Source organism: Leucobacter fengyongliangi (assembly GCF_050971685.1).
In the GTDB taxonomy this organism is placed as follows: Bacteria; Actinomycetota; Actinomycetes; order Actinomycetales; family Microbacteriaceae; genus Leucobacter.
The window spans coordinates 92,090-117,560 of record NZ_JBPCEU010000005.1 but is presented as its reverse complement, the minus strand read 5'-3'; the positions used below and the strand labels follow the sequence as shown (position 1 = coordinate 117,560).

The 25,471-nt window shown below is 62.0% G+C and carries 23 protein-coding genes; 19 read left to right on the top strand and 4 right to left on the bottom strand.

Annotated elements, in window-relative coordinates; translation table 11 throughout:
* Positions 1-2 precede the first annotated feature (2 nt).
* Genes ACR0R4_RS05415 through ACR0R4_RS05395 form a run of 5 tightly spaced genes read left to right on the top strand, consistent with a single transcriptional unit; the run spans position 3 to position 5,622 of the window.
* Positions 3-956 (top strand): ABC transporter permease, encoded by a 954-nt coding sequence (locus tag ACR0R4_RS05415; protein ID WP_433646351.1) that lies wholly within the window; start codon positions 3-5, stop codon positions 954-956.
* On the top strand, positions 953-1,816 hold the full coding sequence (locus ACR0R4_RS05410) for an ABC transporter permease (RefSeq protein ID WP_433646350.1): 864 nt from the start codon (positions 953-955) through the stop codon (positions 1,814-1,816). The genes ACR0R4_RS05415 and ACR0R4_RS05410 overlap by 4 nt, the downstream gene beginning before the upstream one ends.
* Positions 1,813-3,549 carry a nickel ABC transporter ATP-binding protein NikE gene (gene nikE, locus ACR0R4_RS05405; protein WP_433646349.1) on the top strand — a complete coding sequence of 579 codons (1,737 nt, stop codon included), beginning with the start codon at positions 1,813-1,815 and terminating at the stop codon, positions 3,547-3,549. Before ACR0R4_RS05410 ends, nikE begins: the two co-directional genes overlap by 4 nt.
* 19 nt (positions 3,550-3,568) lie before the next feature.
* Complete coding sequence (locus tag ACR0R4_RS05400) at positions 3,569-5,188, top strand: amidohydrolase (RefSeq protein ID WP_433646348.1); 1,620 nt, start codon at positions 3,569-3,571, stop codon at positions 5,186-5,188.
* A complete protein-coding gene (locus ACR0R4_RS05395) occupies positions 5,188-5,622 on the top strand; it encodes a DUF3237 family protein (RefSeq protein ID WP_433646347.1) in 435 nt (144 codons plus the stop codon). The genes ACR0R4_RS05400 and ACR0R4_RS05395 overlap by 1 nt, the downstream gene beginning before the upstream one ends.
* 30 nt (positions 5,623-5,652) lie before the next feature.
* Here the strand turns inward: ACR0R4_RS05395 and ACR0R4_RS05390 are convergent, their stop codons facing one another.
* Together ACR0R4_RS05390 and ACR0R4_RS05385 are read right to left on the bottom strand one after the other, a co-directional pair.
* The gene (locus ACR0R4_RS05390) at positions 5,653-5,997 is read right to left on the bottom strand and encodes an integrase core domain-containing protein (protein ID WP_433646346.1); all 345 of its coding nucleotides are present in this window, start codon (positions 5,995-5,997) and stop codon (positions 5,653-5,655) included.
* Positions 5,970-6,332, bottom strand: coding sequence for a transposase (locus tag ACR0R4_RS05385; RefSeq protein WP_433646345.1), 363 nt, complete (start codon positions 6,330-6,332; stop codon positions 5,970-5,972). Before ACR0R4_RS05385 ends, ACR0R4_RS05390 begins: the two co-directional genes overlap by 28 nt.
* A gap of 204 nt (positions 6,333-6,536) precedes the next feature.
* On the opposite strand from ACR0R4_RS05385, the gene ACR0R4_RS05380 reads away from it, so the two are divergent.
* The 11 genes from ACR0R4_RS05380 (at position 6,537) to ACR0R4_RS05330 (ending at position 19,828) form a co-directional block, all read left to right on the top strand.
* Positions 6,537-7,943, top strand: a complete 1,407-nt coding sequence (locus ACR0R4_RS05380) for an aldehyde dehydrogenase family protein (RefSeq protein ID WP_433646344.1) — start codon at positions 6,537-6,539, stop codon at positions 7,941-7,943.
* A gap of 212 nt (positions 7,944-8,155) precedes the next feature.
* A complete protein-coding gene (locus ACR0R4_RS05375; RefSeq protein ID WP_433646343.1) occupies positions 8,156-9,460 on the top strand; it encodes a substrate-binding domain-containing protein in 1,305 nt (434 codons plus the stop codon).
* A gap of 178 nt (positions 9,461-9,638) precedes the next feature.
* The gene (locus tag ACR0R4_RS05370; RefSeq protein WP_433646342.1) at positions 9,639-11,165 is read left to right on the top strand and encodes a sugar ABC transporter ATP-binding protein; all 1,527 of its coding nucleotides are present in this window, start codon (positions 9,639-9,641) and stop codon (positions 11,163-11,165) included.
* Positions 11,149-12,144: an ABC transporter permease gene (locus ACR0R4_RS05365; RefSeq protein WP_433646341.1), complete on the top strand. Its 996-nt coding sequence runs from the start codon at positions 11,149-11,151 to the stop codon at positions 12,142-12,144. Before ACR0R4_RS05370 ends, ACR0R4_RS05365 begins: the two co-directional genes overlap by 17 nt.
* Entirely contained in the window at positions 12,141-13,160 is a 1,020-nt protein-coding gene (locus ACR0R4_RS05360; RefSeq protein ID WP_433646340.1) for an ABC transporter permease, read from the top strand. Before ACR0R4_RS05365 ends, ACR0R4_RS05360 begins: the two co-directional genes overlap by 4 nt.
* A 77-nt stretch (positions 13,161-13,237) precedes the next feature.
* The gene (locus ACR0R4_RS05355) at positions 13,238-13,810 is read left to right on the top strand and encodes a hypothetical protein (RefSeq protein ID WP_433646339.1); all 573 of its coding nucleotides are present in this window, start codon (positions 13,238-13,240) and stop codon (positions 13,808-13,810) included.
* Positions 13,810-14,901 (top strand): Zn-dependent alcohol dehydrogenase, encoded by a 1,092-nt coding sequence (locus ACR0R4_RS05350; RefSeq protein ID WP_433646338.1) that lies wholly within the window; start codon positions 13,810-13,812, stop codon positions 14,899-14,901. Before ACR0R4_RS05355 ends, ACR0R4_RS05350 begins: the two co-directional genes overlap by 1 nt.
* Positions 14,902-15,053: 152 nt before the next feature.
* On the top strand, positions 15,054-16,088 hold the full coding sequence (locus tag ACR0R4_RS05345) for a zinc-binding dehydrogenase (protein ID WP_433646337.1): 1,035 nt from the start codon (positions 15,054-15,056) through the stop codon (positions 16,086-16,088).
* Between the two features lie 277 nt (positions 16,089-16,365).
* On the top strand, positions 16,366-17,280 hold the full coding sequence (locus tag ACR0R4_RS05340; protein ID WP_433646336.1) for an AraC-like ligand-binding domain-containing protein: 915 nt from the start codon (positions 16,366-16,368) through the stop codon (positions 17,278-17,280).
* A 225-nt stretch (positions 17,281-17,505) separates the two neighbouring features.
* The gene (locus ACR0R4_RS05335) at positions 17,506-18,282 is read left to right on the top strand and encodes an IclR family transcriptional regulator (RefSeq protein WP_433646335.1); all 777 of its coding nucleotides are present in this window, start codon (positions 17,506-17,508) and stop codon (positions 18,280-18,282) included.
* A gap of 58 nt (positions 18,283-18,340) precedes the next feature.
* Positions 18,341-19,828 carry a benzaldehyde dehydrogenase gene (locus tag ACR0R4_RS05330; RefSeq protein WP_433646334.1) on the top strand — a complete coding sequence of 496 codons (1,488 nt, stop codon included), beginning with the start codon at positions 18,341-18,343 and terminating at the stop codon, positions 19,826-19,828.
* Positions 19,829-19,974: 146 nt separating this feature from the next.
* Here ACR0R4_RS05330 and ACR0R4_RS05325 read toward each other — a convergent pair whose 3' ends face one another.
* Positions 19,975-21,510, bottom strand: coding sequence for an acyl-CoA synthetase (locus tag ACR0R4_RS05325; RefSeq protein ID WP_433646333.1), 1,536 nt, complete (start codon positions 21,508-21,510; stop codon positions 19,975-19,977).
* A gap of 179 nt (positions 21,511-21,689) precedes the next feature.
* Complete coding sequence (locus tag ACR0R4_RS05320) at positions 21,690-22,184, bottom strand: MarR family winged helix-turn-helix transcriptional regulator (protein WP_433646332.1); 495 nt, start codon at positions 22,182-22,184, stop codon at positions 21,690-21,692.
* Positions 22,185-22,280: 96 nt separating this feature from the next.
* Between ACR0R4_RS05320 and ACR0R4_RS05315 the strand changes: the two genes are divergently transcribed.
* The 3 genes from ACR0R4_RS05315 (at position 22,281) to menE (ending at position 25,451) form a co-directional block, all read left to right on the top strand.
* Entirely contained in the window at positions 22,281-22,733 is a 453-nt protein-coding gene (locus ACR0R4_RS05315) for a MaoC family dehydratase (protein WP_433646331.1), read from the top strand.
* A gap of 110 nt (positions 22,734-22,843) precedes the next feature.
* The gene (locus tag ACR0R4_RS05310) at positions 22,844-23,848 is read left to right on the top strand and encodes an ABC transporter substrate-binding protein (RefSeq protein WP_433646330.1); all 1,005 of its coding nucleotides are present in this window, start codon (positions 22,844-22,846) and stop codon (positions 23,846-23,848) included.
* Positions 23,849-23,927: 79 nt separating this feature from the next.
* Positions 23,928-25,451 carry an o-succinylbenzoate--CoA ligase gene (menE, locus tag ACR0R4_RS05305; RefSeq protein WP_433646329.1) on the top strand — a complete coding sequence of 508 codons (1,524 nt, stop codon included), beginning with the start codon at positions 23,928-23,930 and terminating at the stop codon, positions 25,449-25,451.
* Positions 25,452-25,471 lie beyond the last annotated feature (20 nt).

The following is a 25,471-nucleotide window of genomic DNA, read 5'->3' as shown; positions in this document are numbered from 1 at the left end:
CTATGACGAACTGGATGATGCTGCTCTCGCGGCTGGGCGGCCTGGCGCTGACCCTCTTCCTATCGAGTCTCGTGATCTTCTCCGCCCTGCTGCTCACCCCGGGCGACCCGATTGCGGCACTCGCGGGCGGTGCGAAGCCCACACCCGAATTGATTGCCCAGATCCGCGCGGAGTACCATCTCGACGATCCGATCTGGTCTCGCTACCTCAGCTGGCTGGGCGGGGTGGTGAGTGGCGACTTCGGTCGGTCTTTCGTGTACCAGACCGATGTGCTCACCCTGGTCGCCCCCCGCTTCGGCATCACCCTCCAACTGGTGCTGCTAACGCTGCTTCTGATTGTGGTGTTCGGCATGGGGTCAGGAATGCTCGCCGCGACGCGGGGTCCATGGGTCGATCGCACGGTTTCGATCGCGACCTCATTCGGCATGGCAATGCCGACGTTCGTCGTGGCGATTCTGTTGATCTGGATCTTCGCGAAAAGTCTCGGTTGGTTTCCGGTGTACGGGCAGGGGGCGCCAGGGTGGGATCGTGTGTGGCATCTCCTCCTGCCCGCGATATCTCTGGCGGTACTCTTCATTGCCTACATCAGCCGCGTCACGCGCAGCGCGCTCATCGCCCAACTGCACGCTGAACACGTGGAGACAGCCCGGGTGCGCGGCATCCCGCGCGGTCGTGTGTTTCGGGTACACGTATTTCGGAACGCCGCACCGCAGATCCTTGCGATCTCAGGCACCACGGTCGCCGGGCTCTTCGCCGCGTCGGCGATCGCCGAGCAGGCGTTCGGGCTCGGAGGCCTGGGTTCGCTGCTGGTCGAGGCCGCGGCGCGGAAGGATCTCCCCGTCGTGCAGGTGGTCTCCCTCCTGTTCGTCACCATCTTCGTCGTGTTGAATGCGGCTGCCGATCTGGTCAGCGCCGCAATCGACCCCGACAGCGTCGCCACCGGGAGGGCCGCATGAGTATCGGACAGCTTGCCGCAGGCACCGTTCCGAGCGGCGCTCGCCGCGCCGCTCGCCGCGATCCGCTTGTCGTCACCGCCCTGGCAGTGCTCGGCGTGCTGGCGCTCGCCGCCCTGCTCGGGCCGTGGATCGCCCCATTCGATCCCAACCAGCTCTATGCGGGTCCGATCAACGGGGCACCCTCGTTCACGCACCCCTTCGGCACCGACGATCTCGGCCGCGACATTCTCTCCCGGGTGCTTACCGGAGCGCGGTCGAGCATGTTTGCGCCGGTGCTCGTGGTGGCACTGTCGACGGTGCTCGGTGTCGGCCTGGCGATCCTCGCCGCCTGGTTCGGCGGCCCCGTGCGCGCAGTGATTGCCCGCGTTGTTGACGTGATCTTCGCGATCCCTGGTCTCGTGCTCGCGGTCCTCGCCGTGGCGATGTTCGGCAAGGGCTTACTCGCTCCCGTCATCGCGCTGTCCATCGCCTACATTCCGGTCGTTGCTCGTCTCACCCAGACCGCGGCCTCCCGTGAGCTGGGCAAGCCCTATATCGCCGCGCTGCGGGTGCAGGGCGTTGCGAGCTGGGCGATCTGCTTCCGCCACCTGGTGCCTGCCCTCGTGCCCGTGGTTGCCGCACAAATGGCCATCGGCTTTGGGTACGCCATGCTTGACCTCGCCGCGATCTCGTTCCTAGGGCTCGGCGAGCAACCGCCGAGTGCCGACTGGGGATCGATGATCGCGAGCGGACAGTCAGCGATCCTCGCCGGCGCCCCCGAGCAGTCGCTCGTGCCAGCGGTGTTGGTGGTGGTGACGGTGCTCTCCGTGGGCATCGTGGGAGCCCGCGTCACGCTCTGGGCAGAGGAGAAGGAACGATGACCATGCCCCACCTCGAACTTGCGCACCTGTCGGTGCACACCCCAGACCGCACGCTCGTGCACGACTGCTCCCTGCTCGTCGGGCGAGGCGAGGCCGTCGGCCTCGTCGGTGAGTCGGGATCGGGCAAGACGCTCTCGGTGCGGGCGATCGCGGGCCTCCTCCCCGATTCGTTCACCACGGGAGGCGTGATCCGCTTCGACGGGATCGACCTGGCCGGTCTGCGAGCCACCGAACTGCGCGAGCTGCGGGCGAAACGCATCGGCATGATCTTTCAGACCCCCCGGGCACACCTCAACTCATTGCGCACCATCGGTGATTTCCTCATCGAGGCGCAAGTCACGGTGGGCAAGGTCTCGCCCGAACGAGCGCGCCGTCGCGCGGTGGAACTGCTCGACGAAGTGGGCGTGCCCGACCCCGCTCGTCGCCTGCATCAGCGTCCAGCCGAACTCTCGGGTGGGCTGCTGCAGCGCGTCATGATCGCATCGACGCTCGCCATGGATCCGGAAATCCTCCTCGCCGACGAGATTACGACCGCGCTCGATGTCACCACCCAGGAAGAGGTGATGGCGGTCATTGCTGATCTCCGGCGCGAGCGTCACTTGTCGCTCCTATTCATTACTCACGATCTCGCCCTCGCGGGGGCGGTATGTGATCGGGTGGTCGTGATGCAGCACGGGCGCACTATTGAGACGTTGGCCGCAGCTGGCATGCGCGAGAATGCGCGTGAGACGTACACCAGGCAACTGATGTCTGCGGCGCTTGACGATGCACCGCTTGACGATGCGGCACGAGGGGTGAGCGCCCCGGCCTTGTCGACGCTCGAGGAACTGGGTGCTCCGGTGCACCCGGAGAGCCCGGCGCAGGGAGCGGCCGAGCGCCACCACGCACCGCTCATTCACGTGGCGGATCTGCGCAAGACCTACCGGGTGCGGGCAATCACCGGGCGAAAACGAGAGACGCTGGTCGCGGTTGACGGCGTCGGATTCGAGCTTTCGGCGGGCGGCTCGCTCGGCATCGTCGGCGAGTCGGGATCAGGCAAGTCCACCACCGCGCGGATCCTGTGCGGCCTCGAACGGGCCGACGCCGGCACCGTTGCCGTCGACGGCGAAGACTGGAGCCACCCCGCCCGCTCGGGCCGCGCCCGCCGCGCCCGAGCGAAGATCGTGCAAATGGTGTTTCAAGACCCGTACCAATCGCTTGATCGGCGGCAAACGGTGCGCCAATGCCTCGCCGAAGCGATCCGGGTGCATCGGCCCCGTGATTCCCGAGACGCCGTTGACTCGCGCATCCGGGAGCTCATGGCTGCGGTGCGATTGGACGAAGCCCTGCTCGACACCCGGCCACGGGCCTTGTCGGGTGGGCAACGGCAGCGCATCGCGATCGCCCGTGCGCTCGCCGCTGATCCGCGGGTTCTCGTGCTCGATGAGGCGGTGTCGGCACTTGACGTGACCACACAGGTTGAGGTGCTCAGTCTGCTCGATCGCATTCGCCGCGAAACCGGGGTGGCCCTGCTCATGATCACGCACGACCTCACCGTGATTCGTCGGCTCTGCGAACGGGTCGTCGTGATGCGGGCCGGACGAATCGAAGAGTCGGGCCCCGCTGCTCAGATCCTCGATGCCCCACGCGCCGAGTACACGCGGCTCCTGCTTGACTCGATTCCGCGCGAGGGGTGGGTGCCCAGGCGCCGACGCCCGATCCACACCTCAGCGATTCCCATCGCCCACGAATAACCTGGCTCAGGAGACCCAAATGACCGAATATGCTGATCTGTGCCTGGTGAACGGGCGAGTGTTTGATGGGCGCGTGCGACTCGCCATGACCGCGGTCGCGGTGCGTGCCGGGCGTATCATCGCGATGGGCGACGACGAGCGTGTGCTCGCGCTGCGCGGCCCCGAGACGCGGGTGGTTGATGCCGCAGGCGGGCTCATCACCCCCGGCTTTGTTGATGCCCACGCGCACGCGGCGTTCGCCGGGGTGGAACGGTTGAGCTGCGATCTCACCTCCGCACGCAGCGTCGAGGAGACCCTGGAACTCATTCGGGCGGCCGTCGCAAGGAGCGAACCGGGGGAGTGGGTCACCGGCGGAGGGTGGGATCACGGGCTCTTCCCGGAGCCCACGCGGCAACAGCTGGATGCGATCTCTGCGAGTCAGCCCATCGCGCTCAGCGACGCCGGGCACCACACGCTGTGGGTGAATTCGCGTGCACTCCAACTGGCCGGCGTCAACCGCGAGTCGCCGCAGCCCGCGAACGGGCACATTCATCTCGATGCGAACGGCGATCCCACTGGGTATTTGAACGAGACGGCCGCCGAGCTTGTGGGCCGCGTTATTCCGCCAGCTGACGATGCCACCATTCGTGCGGGGCTCCTCAATGCGCAGCAGTATCTGTGGTCACTCGGCATCACCGGTTGGCACGAGGCGATTTTGGGAGAGTACAACGGCAAGGCCGACTGCACGGCCGCATACCGTGCTGCAATTGCCGACGGGTCTGTGTCGAGCCGCGTCTCGGGTGCGTTGTGGATCGCGCCCGGCCTCACCGTGGCTGAGGTTCCTGCGCTGGTTGCGCGGTTCGTCGCACTCCGCGCGGAGAACGCGGCCGCGGGCTTTGACACGAACACCGCGAAGGCGATGATCGATGGGGTGCCGCACGGAGAAACCGCGGCGCTCCTGCAGCCGTACTGCAGCCACGCACACAGCGGCGAGCTGCACTTCGACGAGGCCGCCATCTTCGCGTTCGTCGCCGCGCTCGATGCGGCTGGTTTTGCCCTGCACCTGCACGTGATGGGCGACCGTGGCATTCGGGTCGCGCTTGATGCGATTGAGGAGGCCCGCGTTACGAACGGAGCCGGGCCGCGTCACCACATCGCGCACCTCTCGATGATTCACCCCGACGACGCACGCCGATTTGGCCCGCTCGGGGTTGCCGCGAACATGCAGGCGCTGTGGGCCGCGCCCGATCCCTACGTTGTGCCGATGATCGGTGAGGAACGGATGCTGCGGGGGTACCCGTTCCGGGCGATCGCCGACAGCGGTGCGGAACTCGCGATGGGTTCTGATTGGCCGGTGTCTCCGCCCGACCCGTGGCTCGCGATCCACGTCGCAGTGAACCGTGCGCTGCCGGGTGCCCCGCCCGAAGCTGGGGTGCTCGATCCTGCACAAGCGCTCACCCTGACCGAGGTGCTCGCCGCCTATACGAGTGGATCATCGTCGCTCGTGCTCGGTGACCCGGGCCGCATTCGAGTGGGGGCCCGTGCCGATCTGACTGTCGCGACCCATGACCCGTTCGAGGCGCCGAGCGAACGGATCGCGGAGACCGCAACCGCGGTCACCGTCGTCGCTGGAGAAGTTGTGTTCGAGGTCGCCAAATGATGCCCACGCCACCTCTTCCGGAGCTCCGTTTTGTGATGCGGATCGTAGCCGAAGTTGACCCACACTTGGAGATTGAGCGGCGAGGAGACGACTCGCTCCTCATCATCCCCATCACCGGGGGAACCGTCGAGGGTCAGATTGCCGGGCGCGTGCACCCCGGGGGTGCCGACTGGTGTCGGCTGCGCGCCGATGGTGCGTGCGAGGTGGAGGCGCGATACTGGATTCGTACCGACACCGGAGCGATCGTCGACGTGGTGAACGTGGGCCGCATCGCCCCCGGTGAGGAGCCCGGCGAAATGGGCGTGTTCATGACCACCCCGCAGTTCCGTACGACCGAGCCCGAACTGCAGTGGCTCACGCAGCGGGTGTTTCTCGGGCGCGCTGAGGCGTTCGGTACCCACACCACGATCGACGTGTTCGAAGCGGTTGGCTAGGCAGTGCAACGCACACGCACTGCCGAGAGGTCAGTGCGGGCCGCAGTCCATGGGCGGTCCAGGAGGAAGAATCCGCCGCTGCCCCCCACACGAATGTGGGGGGGCATCGCCCTGCAAGCCTTCGCGGGAAAATAACTGGCCTTGACCCCGGAGCGTGGACACGGGATAAGCGGCGAGTTGGATCTGCGCGGCCTGTGACGAGTATTGCATCTTAAAGTCCACTGGCGTGACGTGCCCGATCGAGGAGTGCCGGCGGCGGCGGTTGTAGCGATCCTCGATCCAGTCCGCGACGCCTTGGATCGCGCGGGCTCGGGTGGGCCAAACCCGTCGGTAGTAGAACTCGGTTTTCAACGTCGCGAAGAAGCTCTCGGCCATGGCGTTGTCCCAGATCCCGGTGTAGCCCATCGACCGGGTGATGCCGTTCTGGGCGGCGAAGAAGGTGATCTGTTCTGACGCGTACTGACCATCTTCAAGTCCGAATTCTCTTTCCGAAGCCGCAGCAACTCGGCCCGTTCGGATTCCGTCACCTCGGTCTGTCCGGTCTCGTTGCGAGCCTTGAACGCCGCCACCCACCGGCCCAGCGTCGCCTCGTTGACGCCGAGCTCGCGGGCGACGGTCGCGACCGCTCTGCCGGTGGTCAAAACCAGCTTCACGGCCTCGTCTTTGTACTCAGGAGTGAACTCCCGACGTGATCTTGCCACAGTGAACATTCTCTCTTGTGAGGTGTCCACCCGACGGGGTCAGGGCCACACCTACGTCGAGTCCACTGCGCACTGCGGCATGACCGCAGCGCGCAGTGCGCGAACGATCATTGATCATGCGCCTGCTGCCTGTCTGTGACCCTGCCGACGCAGGAGACTTTTCTTTGAAGCCCAGCGCAACGGAGCGGTGCGGCATGGTTCAAGGAGGAAGTGTTGTCAGACGTAGGTATGCTGCTCAAAGCGATCACGGTCGGTGAATCGACAGGCCGTGCAATCCCCGATGCCGCCACCGGTGAGACCATCGGGTACGCCCCCGTTCACACCGTGGCCGATCTTGATACCACGGTGGAGCGGGCACGGGAGCGACAGCCGGAGTGGGCATCTAGGGGTCACGCCGAACGCTCTCGGCTGCTGCATCTTGCCGCCGACGAAATCGACGCGCATGCGGAAGAACTTGCGGTCATCATTGCTCGGGAGCAAGGGAAGCCGCTCAATGGTGCGGGCGCTCGATTCGAAGCTGCAGGATGCGCGGCCTGGATCCGCAATGCCGCCGACACGACGATTGAGCCCGAGGTGTTGTTTGAAGCTGAGGGGACGCGCTCGGAATTGCACTACGTGCCACTTGGCGTGGTCGCTGCGATTGGCCCGTGGAACTGGCCCGCTCTCATCGGGATTTGGCAGATTGCACCGTCGCTGCGAATGGGCAACGCAGTCGTCGTGAAGCCTAGTAGCTACACTCCGCTGAGCGTATTAGCGGTGGTAGAACTGATGAATCGTCACCTCCCTGAGGGGGTTCTCACTGTGGTGGCCGGCAATCGTGAGGTTGGGTCGCGAATCGCGAGCCATCCTAAGATCGACAAGATCATGTTCACGGGTTCTACCGAAACCGGGCGCGAGATCGTGCGCAGTTCGGCCCACAATCTCGCGCGACTGACGCTCGAGTTGGGTGGAAATGACCCGGGGATTGTGCTTCCTGGCGCCGATGCGAAGGTCATTGCCGAAAGCCTGTTCTGGGGCATCTTCATCAACACAGGCCAGACCTGCGCGGCGCTGAAACGGCTCTATGTGCACGATTCCGTTTACGATGAGGTGGTTGCCGAGCTGAAGGAGCTCGCTGAGAGCACCCCTATGGGGCACGGTACAGATGAAGCGAGTCTCCTCGGGCCTCTGTCGACTCCGCAGCAGTTTGACATTGTGAGCCGCCTCGTCGCGGATGCAGTCGAACGTGGTGCCACCATTGTCACCGGGGGTGAGGCCGCACCCGAGCTCGGGAAGAACTTCTTCCGAACGACGATTGTTACCGACATTGAAGACGGCGCAGCATTAGTCGACGAGGAGCAGTTTGGTCCGGTCATTCCCGTGATTCGTTACACCGATCTCGAGGATGCAATCGTGCGCGCCAATGCGTCCGAGCAAGGACTCGGCGCCTCGGTATGGGGCGACCCGGAGGAAGCTCGCAAGGTTGCAGAGCGGATCGATAGCGGTACGGTATGGATCAACCAGCACGGCACGCTCAATCCCATGGTGCCATTTGGCGGCATCAAAGCATCGGGTTACGGTCTGGAGTTTGGCGCACACGGCCTCAAATCGGTTGCGGCGCCCAAGGTCATCACCGTCTAGTCGACCCGCTTGCACCCCGGCGCGTGCAGGGTCGAGTTGCCCTGCGGCGAACTGAATTGACACTGGCGCGCACGGTCGCCTTATGGGTGCCTTGTCAGGGCTCCCTACCACTTACGGTTGCTCTAAGTGAAAATCTTAGGTTTTCGCCTCAGGTGATTGCCGGGCATTCCCATATTTCAACGATGAAACAAAGCACAGGAATGGAACACAATATGAACGCTTTCACACGTCCACAACGAGACGCATACCGGTATAGCGGTGTCCGCAGTACCATGGCCCTCGGCCTTCTGGTTCCCATCGCACTCGCGCTTACGGCCTGCTCCGGTGGTGGGACGTCAAGTGCCGGGGCTGGTAACAGCAGCGCACCCGAAACGGTTAGCGCCGCCGCCTGTGGCGACGTGCCGACCAAAGCACCCAACGACCCAGACGGTCTTCTCAAGGAGCTTCCGGAGAGTGTTCAGGCGGCTTTCAACGGCTGGCCTGATCTTATCGAAGCCAGCGCATTTGCGGATCTCGAGTCTCAGGTATCAGATGGACCGGTCACGGTCGGGTACCTGCAGCAGGACTCGGGAAGCCCGGTTGCCGCAGCATTGAGCGCAGAGATCGCGAAGCTGGCTGAGCAGTCCATCGTGGCGGGCGAGGTGGCAGAACTGCTCATCGAAACTCCCGGCGGCGCAGGTGGAGAAGTTACCGCGGCTGACCAGGTGCGGGCATTCGAGCAGCTCGTGCGGAAGGGTGCTGATATCATCATCGCGCAGCCGTTGTCCGGTGAAGCCCTCGTGGGTGCAGTCAACGCTGCCGGCGAGCAGGGCATCCCGACAGTGACTTTCACCGGGTATGTGGCCTCCCCATACGCGCTGAACATTAGCCCGAATGGCTACGACTCTGTGGCACAGCATGTTGCGCGCGGTGCACAGATGATTGATCAGTCGGGCAAGGTGCTGATCGTGCAGGGCATCGAGGGAATGACGGTCAATACTACTTCCGTAGAGACCGCGCTGGAGACCCTTTCATCATGCGAGAACATTGAGGTTGTCGGGCAGCCAGCGGGCAACTTCAACGATCCGGGTGCGAAGACGGCGGTCATGAGCTTCTTATCCTCCTACCCGGGAGAGATTGACATGGTGTATCAGGTGGCCTCGATGGGTGCAGGCATCTTCTCAGGCTTCTCGGACAATAACCGCGAGAAGATGCCGCTCGTGCTCGATAATCTTCCGACTGCCGCTTCGCTCGCCTGGTGGGAGCAACTGCGCCCGGAGGGATACGAGGGTCTTGCGATCCCTGGAACAGGCACACAGTTCGGTGAGGCGCTCTGGTCGGTTGCCATGCGCACCATGAATGGGGAAGGGCCCAAGATCAATCAGATCGCGCTCGAGACCCAGTTCATCACCGATGAAAACCTCGGCGAGTATGTCGTTCCTGGTTCGACCACGACCTCCGCTGGTGAGAGTCAGACTGTCGGAAGCCTCTTGCCTGATGAGTACTTGGATGGGTACTTCTCTCAGCCGACTCAATAGGCGCGGGTGCTACCCGGCACGGTTTGGCCGTGCAGTGTTGTGGCGGGGATCGGTCGAAAAGTCTGTGAACCGCCACGCCCCCACCCTGTGGATAGACGTAGATTGCAATCAGCGAGTAGAGGAGCCTGTGTTGACGCAAGTTGTTGGAGGTCGCGAAAGGTTGGATCAAGACGGCCACGTGTTGCTTCGTATCAAGTCGCTGAGTAAGCGATTCGGGCCAACCATTGCCTTGCGCGACGCATCTTTCGAAGTGCGTAGTGGAGAGGTACATGCACTCGTCGGCGAGAACGGCTCTGGCAAGTCCACCCTGGTGAAAATCCTGAGCGGGATCCATGCCCCGAGTGGGGGCAAGATTGAGATCGAAGGGCGGAGCTACGAGAGCTTCGGGTCGCCTCGAATTTCACAGGCGGCCGGCATCGTTACGGTATTCCAGGAGGTGCTCTCGGTCGAAAGTCGCACCGTCCTGGAGAACTTGTGGCTCGGATTCGACGGCTCATTTCTCAAGTCCCTCTCCCATGCCGAGAAGGTCCAGCGGGCACAGATGATACTGAACCGGTTGCTCGAGAACCCGCCAACGCTGGAGACCAAACTTGAGGATCTGTCGTTGAGTGAGCGCCAGGTGTGCAGCATTGCGCGCGCTCTGCTGCGTTCTCCCAAGGTCTTGATCCTCGACGAAGCTACCTCAGCTCTTGATTACGACAGCCGCTCACGGCTTTTCGCAGCTGTTGAAGCGCTACGAGCCGAGGGTGTTGGCATCATTCTCATTACTCATCGCATGGATGAGATCGAAGAGATCGGTGATCGAGTCACTGTGCTGCGCTCCGGTGTGACCGTTGGCACTCTCGACGATGAGCACCGAACAACGGAACAACTGGTCACTATGATGACTGGCGGTGAGTACGTTGCACCCTCCGCGGCGCGTTCCGAGGCGCGTGGAGTATCCGAGGAAGCTCCCGTTTTGTTGGAGACTCGTGGGCTACGGCTGGGCATGGGTCGTGCGCCCATAGACCTACGTATCCGTGCGGGGGAACTAGTCGGACTTGCCGGGTTGGAGGGGCAGGGGCAGGATGCCTTCATCAAGGCGCTTGCGGGTATGGGAACTGGCTTCGGCAAGGTCATTCGCATCGACCGCGATGGACGCGAGACTGTCATCAGTTCCCACGAGCTCGCCCATGCCTCACGCATTGCGTATGTTCCGCGCGAGCGTCGAGGGGAGTCTTTGTTCGAATGGATGTCTATTCTCGACAACTTTGCCATCACAACAATCGCCGAGGATGCGCGAGTGGGAATTTTGCGTCCGAAGGCAACGGTGAAGCGTTTCGCCGACTACGTCTCCCGATTGAGCATCAAGACGGGGAATGTCGCGAACGCGATCACGACACTCTCTGGTGGTAACCAGCAGAAGGTCATCATCTCGCGTTGGCTCGCGACGCGGCCCCAGGTTCTCCTGCTCAATGATCCAACTCGCGGTATCGACGTGAACGCGAAACGGGACCTGTACCGGTTGCTCAGTGAACTCACCGCAGAAGGGTTAGCTGTGGTCATGTTGTCGACCGAGGTTGATGAGCACATCGAACTGATGGATCGCGTCCTCGTCTTTGACGACCTCGAGTGTACGCGAGAAATTCCCCACGCTCGAATGACCCGAAACACTCTGGTCGCGAGCTTCTTTGGAAAGGATTCGGACGATGATACCAACGCTTGAGCGCTCCGCCTCGCGAGTGTTTCCGTCGGCAACTGGAGCAGAGCGGCTGCGACTCTTCTTGCGCGCACGACCCGCCGCGTTCGCTACCGCACTCGCCGCGATAATGCTTGTTGTAAACGTCGTTATGCAGCCTAATTTCGGCCCTGTGCAGCAGTTTGCCGCGTTCGCCCCTCTCGCGCTCGCATCAATGGCTACAGCTGCAGCAGTCATCGGCGGTGGCATTGACCTGTCGATTAGTGCCCAGATGACACTTTCGTCGATTCTGCTCGTCGGATACCTTACTCCAGCAGGTCTGGGCGGTTACGTGGCGATCCCGATTCTGCTGGTGATCGGTGCCATTATCGGCGGTCTCAACGGACTTCTTGCCGTCGGCTTGCGCTTGCCTCCGATAGTCGCATCTCTCGCTTCGATGTTTATCCTCACCGGTATCAACCTGCGATTGGCGCCCACCCCCGTCATTCTCTACGACGGCTGGGTACTCGACTTGACCAGACAGGTCTGGGTGATCCCCACCGCATTGTTGGTCGTCGCCGTGCCGCTGGTAGCGTGGATGTTGCTCATGCGCTCGGCTTACGGTCGTAATCTGTACGCGGTAGGAGGCAATGACACTACAGCGTTCTCTGCTGGGGTCAACGTTTCTCTCATCCGAATCGTGTCCTATTCGATCGGAGGCATGATCGCGGCGATCGGTGGCATCGCTCTGACGGCCCTCGTCAGTTCTGTCGATGCCTCTTCAAGTTCCTCCTACATAATCGGAGCGATCACCGCGATCGCTCTGGGCGGCATTTCCCTCATGGGCGGCCGGGGTGGGCTGCTTGGAGCCATAGCCGGCGCGGCTGTGATCTTCCTCGTGCAGAACATGCTCACTCTGTTCAATGTCTCGCAAGTCTGGCTCAACTTCGTGTTCGGTGCACTGCTGCTCTTCGCGGTAATCGCCGGCGCAATCATGGCCGCACCGCGGAAGGAAAAGAAGGCATGACCACGCCGCTGAACACCCAAGTTGTGAATGCAATGGATCAACGCCCACGATTCCTCGAAGCGCTCGGTCGGGCGCAGAGGCGTTTCCCGATCATGCAACTGGCGATCACGATTATCGTGTTTCTGATCGGTGCCATCACGCTCGAAGGGTTCGCCTCGGCGAACACCGTGAAGTCCCTCCTCATCCTGGCATCGCTCGTGGGGCTTGCCGGTATCGGCCAGACCCTCGCGATCCTGCTCGGCGGAGTGGACATGTCGGTGGCCAATTTCCTCGTCGTCGGCGCGGTCTTTGCCACTCAGATCACCAGCCTCTACGGTATTGACTTTGGCATGGCGATGCTCATTCTGGTGCCGTTCACTCTGCTGCTCGGGGCCATCGTCGGATGGGTCTGCCACAAGTACAAGGTCGAACCCTTGGTGGTGACGCTCGCGATGGGCACCTTCGCGCTCGGCCTGATGCAGATCCAGACCGAGGGCACCATTGCCGGGGGCGCACCCGAGTGGCTCATGGCACTCACCTCACTGCGATCCACCACCTTCGGTCTCCCGTTTCCTCCGGTGCTCCTGATCTGGGCGATTCTCATCGGTCTCCTCAGCTTGTTCATCCATCGGACAACAGTCGGCCGCCGAATGCTCGCCGCTGGGGCAAACGACCGCGCCGCGGAGCTCTCGCTCATTAAGGTTCGACGCATGTGGATCATGGTTTTCGCGCTGAGTGCTCTCTGCGCAGGTTTGGCCGGCGTGGCTCTGGCGGCCTTCTCTGGCACAGTGAACACCTCAATCGGTGGACCATACCTCTTCCAGAGCCTTGCCGCGGTGATTATCGGTGGCACGGTGTTCGGTGGCCCCGGCGACTACTCGCGCACGGTGATCGGCGCGCTCATGCTCACGGTGATCACCACAGTACTCATCGGGCACGGGCTCGCAACGAGCGATCAGCAGATCCTCTACGGGGTCGTCATTCTGGTCGCAATGGTTATTTATGGTCGGGGGCGATCGCTCAGTGATCGGGTCTGAACGCTTTGCATAGGGGTCCGTCAGCCCGCAGAAATCGACGTGTAACTTACCTCACACAGAAATCAAAGGAGATAATCATGACCGCAGCTGACCCGCTTGAGTACTGGCAAGTGCCTCACTTACTGGCACTCGACTTCGATGCACTGATGCAGTTGTTCACCACGCTCGACGCGCCGTCTCCGGGTGAGATGCGTGGAGAGTATGCCGGTATTGATTATTACGGCCTGACAGAGGAGACGTTTGCCGCGGCCCTCGGTCGGGTAAAAGCTGGGAACGGTTCGTTCTGGCTGGGGAAGGGATTTCCGGGCGAGGAGGGCGAGGGTGCGTCGGGCTACAATCGGATCCTCCACCCCAATGGAACGGTTGCACGCCGAGACCGGTTCGGTATCTACCGGCTTCCATCTCCCCTCGACGGGAAAATCTCGCTCTGTTTGAAGTACAGTGACTTTGATAACGGCGCAGGGAATATCGGCTTTTTCGACGAGATTCGCAAAGTGAATGACACACTTTTTCTCTGCACAGGCACCCCCGAGGAAGGAGCAGGTGCTCCTGGGTTTTTCATTCTCTCTGGACCAGCCGTGCCCTTCGGCGGCGTCGACGATCCTCAGGGAGAGCTGCTGCCGAATTCGCCGCAAAGGGGTGACGCATAGTGCGCGCCGCCGTCGTTCGTGCCCCGGGTGCTGGGTTCGAGATCGCCGAGATCTCACTCGCCGAACCCGGCCCACAGGAGATAGTCATCGACGTGAAGGCGAGCGGACTCTGCCACAGCGACCTCTCGATCTCGCAACACGGCATGGGATTTCCGATGCCGGTATTGCTGGGTCACGAGGTGGCCGGCGTGGTCGCCGAGGTGGGGCACGCTGTGACCACCGTGCGAGTCGGCGACCGAGTTACGGTATGTATGGTTGCAGGCTGCGGAATCTGTGGTGAATGCCGCCGGTCGCGCCCGTACCGCTGCCAGCGAGTGAGCACTCTTGAGCGGGGGCCGGAGGAAGAGCCGCGACTTCGTCTCGAGACCGAGGGCATTGCGCAGTTCATGGGTGTCGGTGGCTTCGCCGAGCAGGTTCTCGTGCATCAGAATCTCGCTATTCCTATTCCCAGTGACATCCCGTTTGAGGCAGCATGCCTACTCGGGTGCGGGGTTGTGACCGGCGCCGGAGCGGCGATCAATACCGCCGGTATCCGACCAGGCGACACAGTTGCAGTCATCGGCTGTGGGGGGGTCGGCCTCAACACGATACAGGGAGCGGCTCTCGCCGGCGCCGCGCGCATCATCGCGGTAGACCTGCAGCCCGCGAAACTCGAACTCGCGCGACGGTTCGGCGCAACCGACCTGGTGAACGGGGCAGACTGTGACCCGGTCGAAGCGGTGCGAGATCTCACCGGAGGCGGGGCGACGTACGCCTTCGAAGTGATCGGTCGCTCGTCCACCGCCGAGCAAGCAGTGCGCATGCTCGCCGTAGGGGGCGCCGCCCTCTTAATCGGTGTGCAGAAGGCCGGTACACAACTGGGTCTCGATCTCTTTGGTGAGATCATCCTGCCTCAACGTCGCATCGTGGGCGTCGCAATGGGATCGACGAACCCGCACATCGACATCCCGATGTTCGCGAGCCTGTACCTGCAGGGCAGGTTCAATCTTGACGATCTCGTTTCCGAACGGATCGGCCTCGAAGAGATCGACCGGGCCTACGACGACCTCGCGAGCGGTGGGGTTGCTCGCGCCGTGATCACGCGGTTCTAGATCATAGGTACGTCGGTACCGCTTCGGTAAAACTGCACACCCCAGCCTTGACATTGGCAGTGTCGAAGTGAATGACGAAGACAGAGAGGAAGTGAGTGCTTGTGAAGGCGCTTGTGCTAGAAGAGATTGGCTCGACCTACCGACTAACAGACGTGACAGTCGACGCGCCGCTGGGGAGGGAGGTGCTGGTCGATGTGAAGGCGAGCGGGCTATGCCAAAGCGATCTGACCGCGAGCTCCTTGGGCGGTTGGCCACTGCCCGCGATTCTCGGCCACGAGATCTCAGGGGTTGTTGCCGCGGTGGGGCCGGATGTCACCGATTTCAAAGTCGGGCAACATGTGGTCGCCTCATTGCAGTCGCACTGCGGCAACTGCGCCGCCTGCGCGTCTGGCGACATTAATATGTGCACGCAGCCTGAGGTCGTCTCGCGTACCTCAGAACAGCCGCCTCGTCTCTCGATCGACGGAACGCCGGTGACCGCAGTCGCGAACTTGGGTGGGTTCGCGGAGCAAGCGTTGCTCCATGAGAATAACCTGGTGCGGATTGAGCAAGAAGTTCCTCACGAGATTGCCTGCATCCTCGGGTGCGGTGTGCTCGCTGGTGCGGGGGCTGTGCTGCGTGCCACACAAGTGCAGGAGCGCGCTACCGTAGCCATCTTCGGATGCGGTGGTTTGGGCCTGACTGCGGTGCAGGCAGCTCTGCTGGCAGGCTCTGAGCGAGTCATCGCGGTGGATGTGGCGGAAGACAAGCTAGAAATGGCGGTCCGCTTTGGCGCAACTGATACGGTCAACTCAACGCAGACGGATCCGGTTGCCGCGATTCGTGAACTGACTGGCGGAGGAGCAGACCACGTGTTTGACTTCGTGGGTCGCCCAGAAGTGACCAAGTTGGCCTACGATTCCGTAGGTCGTGCAGGTGAGCTCGGCGTGGTGGGTATCAATAAGCCTGGGGCGACTTTGGAGATCGGCATCGGCCCGGACTTCATTTGGAACCAAGTCCGCATTCGCCCAATCTTTAACGGTTCCACGAATTTCCGTCGCGATATCCCATACTTCGCCGAACTGTATGCGCAGGGGCGATTCAAACTCGACGAGTTGGTGTCGAGGACAATTTCGCTTGACGAAGTGAACGATGCCTATGCAGACATGGCACGGCACCTGGGCCGTACTGTGGTGACATTCCCTTAGAGCAGTTACATCCCCACACAGCGGGTGCCGTGCGAGTCTTTTCGCGGGTACCCGCTGTGGTATTTGATGCCACCTGTTCGGTAGTCCGTGGTGGGTCGCTGCTGATCGAATCCTACGGAAAAGGCAATTGTCTCACCTCATGAGACTTTTTCACCAGGTGAGACTGATCACACCTAGAGTGATCAGGACGCAATCATGCAACGACGCAAGAGGAAGCGAGATCATTGTGACTGTCCTAAGTTCTACTACCCCGGCTTTCCTAGGCTTACACACGACCGTGACGAAATCGCTCGATGAATACTCTCGGCTCGTACGCAACTCTGTGATGCCGCTCGAGGTGTCGAGTGCTCAACGCAAGCATTTCTCAGGCATCATGCGGATCGCTGGTCGAGGGCGCGTGTACTGTTTCGAGGTCACCGCGCCGGAGCACACGATCCAACGCACCCCTCAGCTGATCGAGGAGAGCGTCGGCAACGGATTCCTTAAGTTGAGCCTCATGCTCACGGGCGAGAGCATCGTTATGCAGGACTCAAGAGAGGCGGTGCTGCGCAAGGGCGATCTTGCGATCTATGACACTTCGCGACCGTACTCACTGCTCTCGAGCGAGGGCGCGCGCACGGCGATCATCATGTTTCCTAGGGAACTACTGAGCCTCACCTCCGAAGCGACCTCGCAGCTCACTGCCGTGCGTTTCGACCGGGAGCGGGGATTCGCCGCGAGCGTCTCGCCATTCATGACTCACCTGATGTCGCAGCTCGATCAGTTGGCCCGCCCATCCGGCTCGCGGCTCCCTTACAACATCGTCGATCTGGTTGGAACCATGCTCTCCTTCGAGCTCGAGGATCGCAGTGACTACGGGTCAAACAGTGCACTGCTGCGGGGGATCATGAACTACATCGAGGAGAACCTGGGAAACCCCGAACTTTGCCTCAAAGCGATTGCCAATGCACATTTCATCTCGCCCAGATACCTTCAGGTGCTGTTTCAGCGCAACGACCTGACGGTGAGCGCATGGGTACGCGAACGCCGTCTCGAGCGCTGCCGGAGGGATCTCGAAGATCCCAACAAGCAGAACGAGCCGTTGGCCAGCCTGGCCGCGAGGTGGGGCTTCACCGAACCGACGCATTTCAGCCGCGCCTTCAAACGCGCGTATGGCTATAGTCCACGGGACGCGCGCGGAATGTTGCGATAGCGAAGCCGCATCCTGAGTCCCGCTCCGAACCAGTGCGTCTGAGGTCAACAACTGTGTTCCCGGTGTCAAGGCATCTTCGAAGGATGTCGATACTGTGAACAGGAGACATTGAGCCTTCGGGGTTCGACGGAGATGAGAGCGAGGAAGCCGATGATTGCTCAGTATCGGCACCCCGTGCCACAGCACGCATTTGGAGAGGAAGCAACCCGGCATACAGTTCGAAGTGTGCACGGCGCCGAACCCTCAGCAGTTCCTGATGTCGCTCAACTGCTCGTTCGGGCGGTAGCACTGCTTCGCTGTTTCACTCAGGATGAGAACACTCTCTCGGCAAAGGAACTCGTGCAGCGTTCGGGAATTCCGCGTTCCACGGCGCATCGACTCATCAGCGACCTCGTATCACTGGGGCTTCTCAGTCGCACCGGGAGTGGTCGGTATTGCGTTGGATCCCTTGTCTGGGAGTTGGCGCAGTTCTCGGAGCTTCAGGTCAAGCTGCGTCGGGTCGCGCAAGTGCACCTCACCCGTCTCTACGATGCGAGCGGTGAGAACGTGTTTTTGGGAGTGCTCACCACAGATTCTCCTGACACTGCCGAGGCTCTCTACGTCGGGAATGTGCGCGGAGCTCAGTCCGCTCCCACTCAGGCGCAGGAGGGAAAAGTCTTCCCGCTGTTTGTTACTGCACTCGGGGCAGCGCTCGTCAGCGCGCAACCGGTGGACTGGCGAGAGCGTGCCCTCCGTCGCGTTACCGGCCGGGATGCGCTGGCGATTCAGGACGGTCTGAACGGCATCAGTAAGTCTCTTTCCGCCTGCCATCAACACGGCTATTTTGTGCAGTACGGCGAGGGAAGCGTAGCGATCGCTGCACCGATTCCGACTCTGACCGGATTCCCTCATGCTGCGATCGAGATGGTTCTCTCGCCCGAGCATTGGGACGAGCGCTATTTCGCCCATCGCATCCGAGAGGCGGCCCAGGCGATCGCGCAGGAGCTTCGCCAAGTGCACTGAGCAGTCTCTACATCACACACTTTTAGCCCTGTCGATACAACTTAGGAGACAAATCCCCATGCAAACCCCAGCAACCGACTTGCCACAACTCATCAACATAACGGCCGTCGCCGGCAAAATTTTCATCGACGGCGAATGGGTCGTAGGTGAGGGCGGGAGTATCCCATCGATCGAGCCCGCGACGGGTGAAGTGCTCGCGCAGGTCGGCATCGCGGGAGCAGCCGACGTGAGCAGAGCCGCGAAGAGTGCGGCGGTGGCACAGCAGGAGTGGGCGGCGCTTCCGCACCCGGCACGAGCCGCGGTACTGCGCCGTGCCGGTGCGCTCTGGGAGCAGCACGCAGAGGAGATCGGCGGCTGGAACGTTCGTGAAGTCGGTGCGATTCCTGCTCTCGCTGGTTTCGCACTTCACGTCTCGGCTGCAGAGTGCTATGAGGCTGCCGCCCTACCCTCTGCACCGCTTGGGACCATGCTCTCCAGTGAAGAACCTCGGTTGTCACTTGCGGAGCGCGTGCCTGTAGGTGTGGTCGGGGTTATCTCGCCCTTCAACGTTCCACTCATCCTCGGTATCCGTGCCGTTGCGCCCGCGCTCGCGCTCGGCAATGCGGTGCTACTCAAGCCAGATCCCCGCACGACGATTACTGGCGGTATTGCAATGGTGCGGATCTTCGAAGAGGCGGGTCTTCCGAAGGGCCTGTTGCAGCTCGTGCCCGGCGGGGCGGAGGTTGGAGAAGCTCTGGTCACGCATCCGTTGGTGCGAGTGATCGCATTCACCGGATCGACGCGTGCAGGTCGAAGCGTGGGCGAGCTCGCCGGCCGGTACCTCAAAAGAGCGCACCTCGAACTTGGTGGCAACTCTGCATTCATCGTGCGGGAGGACGCTGATGTTGATCAGGCGGTGAACCTTGCGACCTGGGGCTCGTTCCTCCATCAGGGTCAGATCTGCATGACAGTGGGGCGTCACATCGTGCACGAGTCCCGCTTCGACGAGTATGTCGAGAAACTCGCGGCAAAGGCAGACTCGATGTTCGTCGGAGATCCCGCTGTAGGTCAGGTGCACCTTGGTCCACTCATCGACGAGACTCAGCGCGACCGCGTGCACGCGCTCGTTGAAGAGGCGGTTGCTCAGGGGGCGATCCTGGCTGCGGGTGGGACATTCGAAGGCCTCTTCTATCGGCCCACGGTTCTATCCCGCCCGCCGCGTACCGCGAAGGCATACTGCGATGAAGTCTTTGGTCCTGTGGCGTCGGTCGTGTCGTACTCGACCGACGAAGAAGCGGTGGACTTCGCTTCCGACACCGAGTACGGACTCTCGCTGGGGATCGTCAGCCGCGACGCGCTCGGTGCTCTGGAACTCGCACGCAAGATTCCGTCGGGCATCGTTCACATCAACGATCAGACCGTGAACGATGAGGCCAATACCCCCTTCGGTGGAGTGGGCTCGTCAGGCACGGGCTCACGTCACGGTGGCTTAGATGCGAATATTGATGCGTTTACCGAGACTCGCTGGATTACAATGCGTCGCGAGCCCGGACAATACCCGCTCTAAGCGATTCGTCGATCACACACGGACTAGGCGGTCCCCAAAGTTTAGGCTTTGGGGGCCGTCTGGGTGTTCACCAGGTGAATGGATGCCAGAATCTATTTGTGTGATTCTGGCGTCTTGCATCGTGTCCGGGCACTTCAAGCACCTCTTCAGGCGAAGCGGGCCCGCAGGTCTGCCTTGCGGATCTTGCCCGAGGCCGTGCGCGGGAACTCATCGACCACGATCGCGCGCTTCGGGATCTTGTAGCGGGCCAGCTTACCGTCGAGCGCGGCCTTCACGGCCTCGGTCGAGACGGTTTCCGGATCCACCCCTTCGCGCACGGTGAGGATCGCCCAGCCCACCTCGCCCCACTGCTCGTCGGGTACGCCGATGACCGCGGCACCGGTCACGCCCTCCATGCTGTTGAGGTGATCCTCAATCTCGGCCGGGTAGATGTTCTCGCCGCCCGAGATGATCATGTCTTTCAGGCGGTCGGCAATGAACAGGTACCCGTCACTATCGAGGTACCCGAGATCACCCGAGCGGAACCACCCATCGGGCGTGAACGCCTGCTCGGTCGCGTCGGGCAGGCCGTGGTAGCCGGCGAACACGTTGGGGCCGCGCACCTCGATTTCGCCGACCGTGCCACGCGGCACGACCGTGCCCGTCTCGGCATCGGTGATGCGCACATCGGTGAAGAAATGCCCGACGCCCACGCTGCCCTGCTTCTCGCGGCTGCGCTCGGGCCGGAGGTAGCTCGCGCCCGGCGATGTTTCGGTCATGCCGTATCCCTGCGAGAAGCCGAGCCCGCGCTGTTCGTAGGCATCGAGAATCCGGGTGGGCACCGCAGATCCGCCGCAGGTGAGCTTGGTGAGGCTCGAAAGATCGGTGCGATCCCAGCTCTCATGGTCGGCCATCAGCTGATACGTCGTCGGCACACCGCTGAGGCTGGTGATGCGGTATCGCTCGATCAGTCCGAGCGCGCGGCCCGCATCGAACCCCTGTTCGAGCACAATGGTGGCACCCTTGAGCACCAGTGGGAGCGCGCCCATCCCGAGCGCCGCGGCGTGGAAGAGGGGTGAGATGAGCAGTGCGATATCGCGCGAGACGAGATCGTAGTCGAGCGCTGTGTTGATGCTCACCCAGGTGAGATTGCCGTGGGTGAGCACCGCACCCTTCGCCCTGCCGGTGGTGCCCGAGGTGTACATGATCATCGCCGAGTCGTCGAGCGTGACCGCAGTGTCGACGTGCCCGCGAGTGCCCGCGCGCAGCAGCGGGCGGAGCCCCGGCATTCCGTCTGAGCCTTCTTCGCCCGTCTGCAGGCGGTGCCTCACCCCGGCGCGCTCAGCCACCTCCGCGACCGTGTCGGAAAAGTCGGGTCCGTGCACGAGCACGGTGGTTCCGCTGTCGGCGAGCACATGCTCAATCTCGGGCGGTGCGAGGCGCGTATTGATCGGCACGAAGATCGCCCCGAGTTGTGCGCAGCCAAACAGAGTCATCAGAAACTCGGGGCAGTTCTCGCCGATGAACGCGACCCGGTCGCCCTTGCTCACGCCATGCTGATGCAAGAGACCAGACATAGCATCGGTGAACTCGGCGAGCTGCAGGTATGTCATCTCGCGACCTTCCCCGTACACGAGCGCGACTTTTTCGGGGGTGGTCTGCCGCCGCTTGGGCAACCAAGCGCCGAGTCCGTGGTTCTGCATGCTGCTCTCCGTTGAGTCATCGGGTGAGATATCAGGGGTGGATCAGGCCGCGTTATCGAGCGCCTCAGCGCATGCGGTGCTCATGTTCGGGCGGTGAGTGGAGGCGCAGGCGCGGGAGTTGTTCGATATGAGGCCCGACAACGCGAAATCAGTGCGACGCACGTGCGCCTCGGTCTGAACTAGCGAGTGGTCGCGAGGTCGTTCGATCCCGCGAGCGTGCGCAGGATCGAACCGAGCCGCTCCGCGTCTTCCTGAGGAAGGATCGAGAACCAGTGATCTTCTGACACCTTTACCGCATCGCGGGCCTGCTCTGCGAGTTGCTTGCCCTGGGGAGTGGCTACCACGACGTTGGCGCGCCGGTCGCGCGGATCGGGTTCACGTGTGACGAGTCCGCGCTTTTCGAGGTAGTCAACCAGAGAAACAATCTGACTGGGGTCTAGTTGCAGGAACTCGGAGAGTTCGCGCTGTGACGGCCGGGCATCGGTCGCAGCAATTGCGAGCACGGAGTAGTGACGGATCTTGATGTCGAAGTCGGCGAGCGCGGCATTGACCCGAGCGAGCGACAGCGCATTCGCGCGCGCGAGGAGAAATGCGAGATCGTCACCGACCTTCGTACCCCAGAGTCGATCGCCCCCGCCAGCGATCCCCGTCGATTCTGTGGATGTCTCAGCCATGGCATCAGTCTACTTGATTACAAGATGATCTCAATAGTTGACATTTTCAAGAATGTGCGATTCCATGGCATTTATTGTCGACCAAAAGGAGTGTCAATGACGACGATGATTCCGTTCGCGGAGCTGCCCGAATACGTAGGGAAGGATCTGGGCTACACCGACTGGTTCGAGATCACCCAAGACCGCGTGAACCTCTTCGCCGATGCGGCTGATGACCATCAGTGGATCCATGTGGACCCGGTACGGGCGGCAGATGGCCCGTTCGGCGCCCCGATCGCGCATGGTTTCCTGACGCTTTCGCTGCTGATCCCGCTCCAGACGGCACTGTTTGACATTGAAGGTGCCAGCACGAAGGTGAACTACGGTCTCGACAAAGTGCGATTCGTCTCACCAGTTCCCGTCGGATCAAAAGTTCGACTGACGGCCACGATCGCTGAAGTGCTCGAGGTGCCGGGCGGTCTGCAAGCCGTCATCGATGTGGTGATCGAACTCGAGGGTGGAACGAAGCCCGCGGTCGTCGCACGTAGCTTGCAGCGCTTCTACGCGTAGGCACACCTGACACACCCGCGTCTCTTGCACATTTTCTAACTGAATATCGGAATGCATCGGCGCTCGCGTCGGTGTGTTCGCCCCCATCCAGTAACAAAGGAGTCACTGAAATGAAAAAACTACGTCTGTCTGCGCTTGCCGCATTAACCGCAGCCGCGGCGCTCGTCTTAACCGCCTGCTCTGGCGGGACGCTGGATGGGGGCACCACCGAGACTTCGGAGCCCGCCTCGGGTGAACTCACCAAGGTCGTCGTCGGTGTGCTGCCGATTGCCCCCGCGGCGGCCGTGCAGCTCGGCATTGACGAGGGCATTTTCGAGAAGCACGGCCTTGACGTCGAGCTGCAGCTGGGCGACGGTGGAGCCGCATTGCTGCCCGCAGTGTCGAGCGGTTCCATGCAGTTCGCAGTCGGCAACCCTCTCTCGGTGCTCACCGCAGCGAGCCAGGGCCTCGACATGCGCATCGTCTCGGGCTACTCACGCAACAACGAGACCCCGAGTGACCCGGAGGAATTGGCTCCTTCAGGAATCACCGTCTTGGCCGACTCGGGGATCACCCGGTGGAAGGATCTCGAGGGCAAGACCGTCGCTATCAACGCGCTGAACACCCAGGGTGACCTGGGTACCAAGGCCATGGTCGAGGCAGACGGAGGTGACCCGAACCTGGTGAAGTTCATCGAGATCGCCTTCCCTGATCAGCTTGCCCAGCTCGAGCAGGGCAACATCGATGCCTCGTGGACACCCGAGCCGTTCATTTCAAAGGCCCGCGCCACTGAGGGCATTGAGTTCCTCGGCGATCCGCTTCGCGCTATTCCCGGGCTGTACACGATGGTGACCTTCACCTCGGGCGACTACGCAGATAAGAACCCCGAGATCGTCAAGGCGTTCCGTGATGCAATCATGGAAACCGCTGAAGCGGCGATGGGAGATACCGACGCGTTCCGCGCCGCAGTTGTCGCGCACACAGGCATGGATGCCGCGGTTGTCGAGACCATCAACCTCGAGTTCATCTCGGGTGACCTTGACCCGAAGGTGATCGAAGAGCTCAGCGCTACGGCGCTCGACTTCGGCTTCATCGAGTCGCAGCCCGACCTGTCGACGGTCATCCTGACCAAGTAACGAAAATCGGGGTGCAGGGCATTGCCCTGCACCCCGACCCGGTCGTTATGGCATCCAGAGGAATTCAGAGAGGAATCCCGTGCAGAACGAAGGCATCGGTCCGTGGATCGAGCGGAAGCGTGAGCGTTTGCGTGGCGTCGTCGCGCTCGTGCATCAGGGGCACCGACTGACCTATGACGAACTCGCCGAACGCATCGCGCGTCTGAGCCGGGCGCTGCACGAACGCGGTATTTCAAAAGGCGACCGGGTCGCCTACCTCGGCAATAACCATCAGGCGTTCATCGAGGTACTCTTTGCGACGCTCAACCTGGGTGCGATCTTCGTGCCGCTGAATACTCGGCTCGCGGCACCTGAACTCGAATACATGCTCGAGAACTCCGGCGCAACACTGCTCGTCTTTCACAGTGAACTTTCTGATCTGGCGCGTGCCGCCAGCTGGTCGACTCAAATCGACCAGCGCATCATTGTCGACGGTGAGGCCCGGGCCGGTGTGGAAGAGCTCGAGGCAGTCATCTCCTCGGGTGCGGATCAGCGGATCGACACGCAGGTGAGTCTCGACGATCCGGCAATCATTCTGTATACCTCCGGCACGACCGGACACCCAAAGGGCGCGGTGATCTCGCACGGCAACATCACCTGGAACTCGTTCAACGTGATGGTCGATTATGGCGTGTCACCGGGCGAGCGGGTACTCCTTATTTCCCCGATGTTCCACGTTGCCGCGCTGACCAACGGTGCGGTTGCGGTACTGCTGCAGGGTGGAACCGTGCTGCTGCATGAGAAGTTCGACCCCGCTGCCGTGCTTGAAACGATTGAGGCCGAGCGCATCACCATGCTCGCCGGAGTGCCGACGACCTATCAAATGCTGCAGGAGCATCCGAACTGGGAGTCGACTGATATCAGCAGCCTGCGCCGACTCACCTGCGGTGGGTCGGCCGTGCCTGAGCGCACGATGGCCGCCTACGAGGAACGCGGGCTCGGATTCTCAGTGGGCTATGGCATGACCGAAACCTCGCCGGGCGCGACCGCGCTGCCGGCCGACAAGGCGATGCAGAAGGTCGGCTCGTCGGGGCTCAGACACTTCTTCACTGACGTGAAGATCGTTGATGATGCCGGCGCGGAGGTGCCGCCTGGCGTTGTCGGCGAGATCTGGGTGCAGGGCCCAAACGTCATTCGGAGTTACTGGCAGAATCCCGCAGCCACCGCGGCCGCGTTTGTCGACGGATGGTTCCGCTCGGGAGATCTGGGCTACTTCGATGATGAGGGCTTCATCTACATCTCAGACCGTCTGAAAGACATGATTATCTCGGGCGGCGAGAACATTTACTCCGCCGAAGTCGAGGGCATCATTATGGAGCTCCCGGCGATCGCCGCAGTGGCACTGGTCGGTGCCCCCGATGAAAAGTGGGGCGAGGTACCACACGCCTATGTGATGGTGCAGCCCGGTGCGACAATTGGTGATGAGGAGATCATCGCGCACCTTTCCGGACGCTTGGCAAAGTACAAGATTCCCCGTCAGATTTACTTCGTTGATGACTTCCCCCGCACCGCTAGTGGAAAGATTCGAAAGAACGAGTTGCGGGCAACGCAGCCCGCACGCTGATTCCAAAGGAGTACAGCTTC